Annotated in this window: 4 protein-coding genes and 1 pseudogene; 3 read left to right on the top strand and 2 right to left on the bottom strand. The window is 70.9% G+C overall.

Annotation, left to right across the window (positions count from 1 at the left end):
* Positions 1-2667 (bottom strand): ATP-binding protein (locus ETD86_RS51445; protein WP_138673909.1); only part of this gene is annotated, 2667 nt, incomplete at its 3' end.
* A gap of 74 nt (positions 2668-2741) precedes the next feature.
* The gene (locus ETD86_RS51440) at positions 2742-4688 is read right to left on the bottom strand and encodes a hypothetical protein (RefSeq protein ID WP_138673908.1); all 1947 of its coding nucleotides are present in this window, start codon (positions 4686-4688) and stop codon (positions 2742-2744) included.
* Between the two features lie 227 nt (positions 4689-4915).
* Between ETD86_RS51440 and ETD86_RS51435 the strand changes: the two genes are divergently transcribed.
* The 3 genes and pseudogenes from ETD86_RS51435 to ETD86_RS51425 form a co-directional block, all read left to right on the top strand.
* Entirely contained in the window at positions 4916-5518 is a 603-nt protein-coding gene (locus ETD86_RS51435) for a hypothetical protein (protein ID WP_138673907.1), read from the top strand.
* Positions 5515-6162: a hypothetical protein gene (locus ETD86_RS51430; protein WP_138673906.1), complete on the top strand. Its 648-nt coding sequence runs from the start codon at positions 5515-5517 to the stop codon at positions 6160-6162. The genes ETD86_RS51435 and ETD86_RS51430 overlap by 4 nt, the downstream gene beginning before the upstream one ends.
* 7 nt (positions 6163-6169) lie before the next feature.
* Positions 6170-6847 (top strand): annotated as a pseudogene (locus ETD86_RS51425) (hypothetical protein); the annotation flags it as partial.

Raw genomic sequence — 6847 nt, 5'->3', positions numbered from 1 at the left:
GTCACGCAGGTTCGGGGCGGGCCGGCCATACGGGAAGAGCCTGTCCACCTCGTGCAGCCACCGCACCTGCGGGATGACCCACGACGGCCCCGGACGCTCGCCGCCGCCGTCGAGGCCGGAGAGCAGGCGCGTGGCCGACTCCGCCGCCTTCTCCGTGAGCAGCGCGGGATCGAACCAGCTGCGCAGCGACCAGGCGCGCCGCTGCACCGCCCGTTCGATCAGGGTCGCCAGCAGGCATTCGCGCCGCCGCGCCGGCAGGTCGGACCAGGCGGCGGCCAGGGCACGCGGCACGCCGGGCAGCGGCCGGTTGCTGACGTAGGCCAGGATGACGGTGTCGCACCAGATGCGCAGCCACGCCCAGTCGGGAGCCTCGGCCAGCACGTCCGCCTCCCGCAGCTCCACGAGCGTGCACGCCTGCCCGGTGCGGCACTGCGCGCCGCACGCCGCCGACCTGCGGCCCCGGATGGGCGGCGGCGGGCCGGGGAGGACCTTCTCCCTGGACTCGCCGAGCGGTACGCGTACCCGCAGCGGCCGGTCCATCCCGTCGGCGAAGACCGCGGCCGAGCCCGGCTGCAGCGACACCACGTGCCGGGACTGTTCGTCGCTCAGGTTCATGGCCGCGCCGACGAGCTTCCTGTCGTCCTCGGCCGGCAACCGGTGCACGACCTTGAGCGCGGTGTTCTTGACGACGTCGGAGACGAGCTTGGTGGGGATCTGCTCGGCCACCACGATGCCCTCGCCGTACGCCCTGACCTCCGCCAGCAGCCCGGCCAGCAGCTCCACGGCGTGCGTGGAGGCCCGCCCCTGGCCGCGGTCGCGCAGCAGCCGGTGCGCCTCCTCGATCACGATGACGTGGCGCAGCTCGTGGGACTTCTCGGTACGCGCCCGCATCCGCAGGTGCTCGACGATCCTGATGATCAGCGTGCCCATGAGGAACGCCTTGTCCTCGTCGTTGGCCACGTCCTCGATGGCCAGCACGACGTCACGTTCGAGGAGGCCGCCGATGTCGGCGGGGTGGCCGCCCTCGAAGAAGCGCCCGGCCGAGCCGACCCGCAACGACCGGAGCCGGAGCGAGATGAAGCCTTCGACGTCGGCCTGGACCTCGCGGCCGTACCCGATCTCCTTGATCACGTCCATGGCATGCTGCTGGAGTTGTTCGAGGGTGGGGATGGTGGGCGGGACGTTGGAGCCGGGTACCGCGCCGCCGGTGACGACGTCCCAGCCGGTGGCCTCGTAGACACGCTGCAGGGCCAGCGACATGATCTGCGGGAACGGCTCCTCGGCGTCGAAGGCGGCCATGAACAGCGCCCTCACCATGTCGATGTGGGCCTGGACCGGATAGCCGGGCTCGGGTTCGAGCGGGTTGATGCTGAACGGCACGCCGTCCGGCGCGGACGGGTTGATGATGGTGACTGTGCCTGATGGTCGCGCTCGCGACGGGTCCTCGCTGGTTACGCAGGCTGCCGCTCTCGGACCCTGTTCGCCGCTCCGGAACTCCTCGACGCGGCCGGCCATGGCGGCGTACTCGGACTTGGCCGGCTCGATGGCCAGCCACGGGATGCGCGCCCTGCTGAGCTGCTCCAGCAGGTGACGCACGGTCTGCGACTTGCCGGAGCCGGTCGCTCCCGTCACGAAGGCGTGCCTGTTGAGCGTGGCCAGCGGCACCCGGAACGACCCGACGCCCCGGTCCTGCCCGTCCAGGATCTCCCCCAGCTCCAGCTCGCCTCCGTCGGCCTCGGAGGTCACGTCGAAGAACCCCGAGTCGAGCACGCGCACGCCGGGCACCTCCCGCCTGGGCAGCCCGGCCAGCGCGGCGAGCGCTCCCGCGGTGGCGGCGAACGGGGCGGCGGCGCCGTCGGCCGGGTCCTGCATGGTGATCGCGAGGGCCTCCGACAGCGCGTAGACCGCGCCGTGCGAGCTCCGCAGCCGGTACGGGTGGTGGCTCATCTCGACCGACCCGACCAGCACGGGCGCGATCTGCCGCAGCTCGTCGGCGGTGGCTCCGCCGGCCAGCACCCGCACGTTCCAGAGTCCGGCCTCCCTGAACGCGTCCAGCTCCTGCATCCGCCGCTCGGCCCGCTCGGCGTCGAACCGAGAGCGCTCGGAGGCGTCGCCGTACTGCCTGAGCACGTTGAGCTGGGTACGCAGGTGCGCCACCTCGGCGTCCAGCAGGTCCGTCGGCTCGGCCACCACCAGCCACGCGAACGGCCGGGACATGAGCGTGACCAGCGTCGACTCGAAGAGCGTCGGCCGCGTCAGCTCGTCCGGGTCCACCCTCTCCCTGCTGCCCAGCGGCGGCGCCTGGCGCCCCGGGCACGGGGTCCACACCAGGTCCGCCAGGTCGGCCAGGTATTCGTCCGACAGCTGCACCCCCCGAGCCCCGCCGGGGAACAGCAGCGGCTGCGGCCCGCTCGGGTGGCCGGGCGTGTCGGTGGCCCGGCGCGGCTGGCGCGGCGGCGACAACGGCCCCGCGTTGGTGATGAGCTCGAGCGGCGCACCGGAACCCCGCGACAGCCACCCGATGACGAACGGCCGGTCACGCTGGGCCGCCGACAACACCGCGGGCAGCACGGTGACGAAATCCCATTCCGCCGACGAGCTTCGCGAGGGCGCGGCAATGGACTGGATCCGATACCAGGGCCCACTCAGCGAGACGCTCGGCTGCATTCTTCAGTCCCCCACAGACGGTTTCTTTGTCAAACTCCGCCAGCCGTCAGCTCGTCACCTTGACATTGACCATCTCATTGCCTGCCCTTTCGCCAGTCCAGGCGTGGCGGTGGTGGCCCCAGGTTGGGCGGCGGCTCCCCGTCGCCCTCCTGCGCCTGGGGGTCGAGTGCCAGCATGGCCTCGCGTACGTCCTCCAATTCGCCGAGTGTGGTCTTGGGGAAGGTGAGGATGGCGGGGTTCGCGTCGGCGAGGCGGACGCGCCGGCCGTGGGCCGTGGCGTCCGTGACGATCACCGAGGTCGTGGGCAGCTGCTGGAGCTGGTGCGGCTCGACGAGGAACTCACGCGAACGCTGCAGCACCCGTTCCTTCTCCGCGATCTTGTCCGCGGTCCTGCCCCACTCGGTGGACTCCGTGATGTCCCCGGCGAGATCGGCGGTGCTCTCCTCCCGCTCCTCCCTGACGTCGTCCACCTGCGAGATCGTCGAGGTGTAGCCGCCGTCGAGCCCCGGCAGCGAGTCGCTGATCGTCTCGGTGAGCTGGGCCAGCTCCAGCCGGTGCTCGGTGCCGACGTGCTCGCTGGCGACCCGCGCGTCCTCGGCGTTGCCCAGCCGCATGAACGCCACCGCCGCGTGGCCCCTGCCGAGGCGTTCCCGGACAGTGGGGGTGAGCGACCGATAAGTCAGGACAAGTCCGGTACGCGAGGTCTCGCAGGCGTCCATCAGGCGGTCGAGCACGTCGCCCCTGAGCTTGTCCGCGCCCGCCACGATGATCGTGTGGTACCAGGGCCGGTCCGAGGCCGGGGACTGGCGCAGGATGTGAGTGAGCGCGGTGGCCACGTACGTGCCGAGCACGCGGTTGCCGAACACGCCCGCCTGCCGGTCCATGCTCACCACGCGCAGCCGGGCGGGCGGCAGGCGTACGGCCTCCGTGCCGAGCGTCTCCAGCTTGCGCAGCTGGGACTCCAGCGCCCAGGCCCGCTCGATCACCACCCGGTCGCTCACCCCGCGCCCGAACAACGTGCCGATGCGTTCCAACTGGGTCGCGGTGATCAGCCCGAACCGCAGGTCGTCCCGCGGGTCGCCCACCTGCGCGAGCGCGCGCAGCGCGGCCGTGACCTGGCTGATCGTGGCGTTGTCGCCGAGCACCTCCAGCACCCGCTCCAGGATGGCGTTGTCGAAGCTGAGGTCACGGGTCGTGCGGTGCTCCTCGCTCACGCTCACCACGTGCGCCAGCACGTCCGCGAACGCCTCCGGCTTCAGCGTGGCGCCCAGGTCCAGCCGGGGTAAGTCGACCGGCAGCACCCAGACCAGCGGGTCGTCGCCACCCTTGCGGGCCAGCTCGATCAGGTCCTTCGCGATCGCGCCCTCGGACAGGTCCAGCACGGTCAGGTGCCCGCCGCTGTAGAGCCGCGTGGCCCCGAGCAGGGTGACCAGCGCCGACCAGCCGGGCAACGTGCCGCCGGCCACGTCAATGCGGTCGATCTCGTGCGGTACGGCCACCGCGTACCACGTGAGCTGCCGGTCGTAGCGGTCCTTGGACTCCTGCCACTCGCGGTAGCGCTGGGCGTGCTCCTCCTGGGCGTGGAACAACTCCTTGTCACGTTCCTGCCGCTGGCGCTGATCCCTGGCCTGCTGCTCCAGCACCCGGTACTTCACCGCCCGATCGCCCTGCAGCAACGCGTAACTGCAGATGCCGGCCACACCTCCGGCCGCGACGAGCGCCACGAGCGCGAACGGCCACGCGAGGTAACCGGCGACGGCCACGGCCAGGATCAGCGCGCTCACCACGAGCATGAACAGCCGGACGACGCGTACCGGCCGGTTGAGCAGGTCCTCCTGGAGCCGCTCGCGCCGCATCAGCTCGATCTCGGCGGGGTCGGGCTCGGCGGCGACCGCCTCTTCCTCGGCCGGGGAGGGGCGTTTGGGCGGAGGTCCCGGGTCGGCGTGCAGCAGAATGTACTGCCAGCCCAGGTAGATGCGGTCCGCCTGCAGCTGGGCATGATCGGGATGCACGTCCGCCACGTGACCCTCCGGCCAGCGATATGTCGTTAGGTGTAGGGGCCAGCTCTTTCCGCTCCGTGACAGCGTATGAGCTTCAAGCCCCAAAGCGGCAGGGTTATCGGCAATTTCGACCAGTCCGATGGGAGCATTGCGGCAGATGGGACAAGCGATACCTACTACCATCCTTACCCATGACGGAACCCTCCGGCGGCACTGACAAGCCACGACGCCCGGTAGTGGTGCCCGCAATGGCAATGGTGGCACTCACGGGCATCGGCATCACCGCACTCCTGGGCGGTCTCGGCGAGGCTCCTGAAGAGCCCGATGCCTTGGGCCCGGGTTCGGTGCTCGACCAAGGCAGGTACTCCACCAAGTTCGTCGAGTCGCGGGTGAAGGTGGAGGAGGGCAAGTTCGATTTCGACCAGGACAAGCGGTTCGTCGAGCTCGTCTTCGAGGTCACCAACAAGGGCGACGAGACAGCCCCTGTCGGGTTGCCACCGAAGAAGATCGAGCAGGCGTTCACAGCGACGAGCTTCGCCGGCTCGCTGGTCAAGATCACGCCGGCCTTCACCGAGGAGGCCGGTCCGTTCGCCTTCGGCCTGAGCAAAGGCGGGGAGACCAGGCAGCTCCAGCCTGACGTGCCCACCCAGGTCATCCTCCGCTACCGGCTCAAGGACAACGAGAACCCGCCCGAGAAGATCACCCTCGACGTGGCCGCGTTCGAGTTCGAACCGGACTTCCTCAGCGACACTCCCCAATGGGGGATGGTCAGCAAGGAAGTAGGAGACAAGCGCATGCCCGAGGTCAAAGCACGCGTGACGCTGTCCGTCAAGGGAGGTGCCGGCGCATGACCGCCACCGAGTCACGATCCGCGGTCGCTCCCACGCGCCAGAGCAGGCGGGCCTCGCGCCGCAGCGGCAGCGCCTCCCGGGTGCTCAGTGCCGCCGCCGGGCTGCTGCTGGTGGGTGGTGCCATGGCGATGCAGACTCTGGACCTGTCGGACGGCGAGCTCAGCGCTCCGCTCACGTACACGGGCGCCAAGGGCGAGACCGTCGATGCCCGGCGGTACACCGTGCGGCTCGATTCGTTCGCGGCCGCGAAGTCGATCCAGGACGATGACGGGACGATCGGGACGGACAATCTCTTCCTCATCGTCAACGCTTCTGCCAAGTCCAGTCTCAAGCCCTATCACCTGGGCCATCCGGTGCTGGTGACCGCCGACGACAAGAAGTTCGACGCCACCGACCGGGTGGACACGACCGACACGCTGGCGAACACGTGGGTGCAGCCGGACATCTGGGTCAGCGGGCGGTTCTTCTTCGAGGTTCCCGCATCGGCGCTGCCGGGCGCGCGGGTGGTGTTCAGGTTGCCGCCGCAGGCGGGGCTGCAGGAGCCCTACCAGCCGGAGGTCGAGGTCGATCTCGGACTGGACGAGGAGGCCGCGCGCAAGCTCGCGGCCTCGCCTCAGGACGTCTACTCGACCGTTAAGAAGTGATCGCAGCATGAGCACGAACGAACGTGACTGGTTCGCGCCCAGGAAGGACCCAAGGCAGGATCAGGACCTGCCGGAGGGGCAGGACGTGCTGGACGGCCGGGACGCGCCGCCGCCGCCGTCCAGCCATGCGCAGCCACCCGGCCAGGGCCTGCCTCCCGGGCCCGGCATGCACCGGGGCCCGATGCCCTCGGCCCCGGGCACGCATCCGGGCCAGGGCACGCCCCCAGGCCAGGGCACGCATCCAGGCCAGGGCGCGCATCCAGGCCGGGGCACGCATCCAGGTCCCGGCATGGCATCGGGCCCGGGCATGCCGCCCGCCGGTCGCGGTGTTCCGCCGGGACCGGGAATGCCGCCGGGACAAGGGTTCCCGCCGGGCCAGGAGATGCCGCGAGCCCAGGAGATGCCGCCCCGCCGCAGCCATGCGGCGCCGCCCGGCGACCCGGGTATGCCGCGCGGCCACGGCATGCCGCCCGGATCCGGGCAGGGCGTACCGCCTGAAGCGGGGTGGGGCACGCCTCCCGAAGCCGGCCAGCACATGCACCCGGGGGCCGGGCAGGGGCTGCCGTCGCAGGGGCAGAGTGGGCCCCCTCGCCACGCCATGCCACCCGACCAGGGCATGCACCCCAGCCACCCCGTGCCACCCGGCCAGGGCACACACCCCGGCCACTCCATGCCACCGGGTCAG

Source organism: Nonomuraea turkmeniaca (assembly GCF_005889735.1).
Classification (GTDB): Bacteria; Actinomycetota; Actinomycetes; order Streptosporangiales; family Streptosporangiaceae; genus Nonomuraea; species Nonomuraea turkmeniaca.
This window is presented reverse-complemented; position numbering and strand designations above follow the sequence as displayed.

Bases quoted from the DNA above. Each gene is read 5' to 3' on its own strand.
- ETD86_RS51435 (WP_138673907.1), top strand. From the start codon at position 4,916: ATGGCAATGGTGGCACTCACGGGCATCGGCATCACCGCACTCCTGGGC.
- ETD86_RS51430 (WP_138673906.1), top strand. From the start codon at position 5,515: ATGACCGCCACCGAGTCACGATCCGCGGTCGCTCCCACGCGCCAGAGC.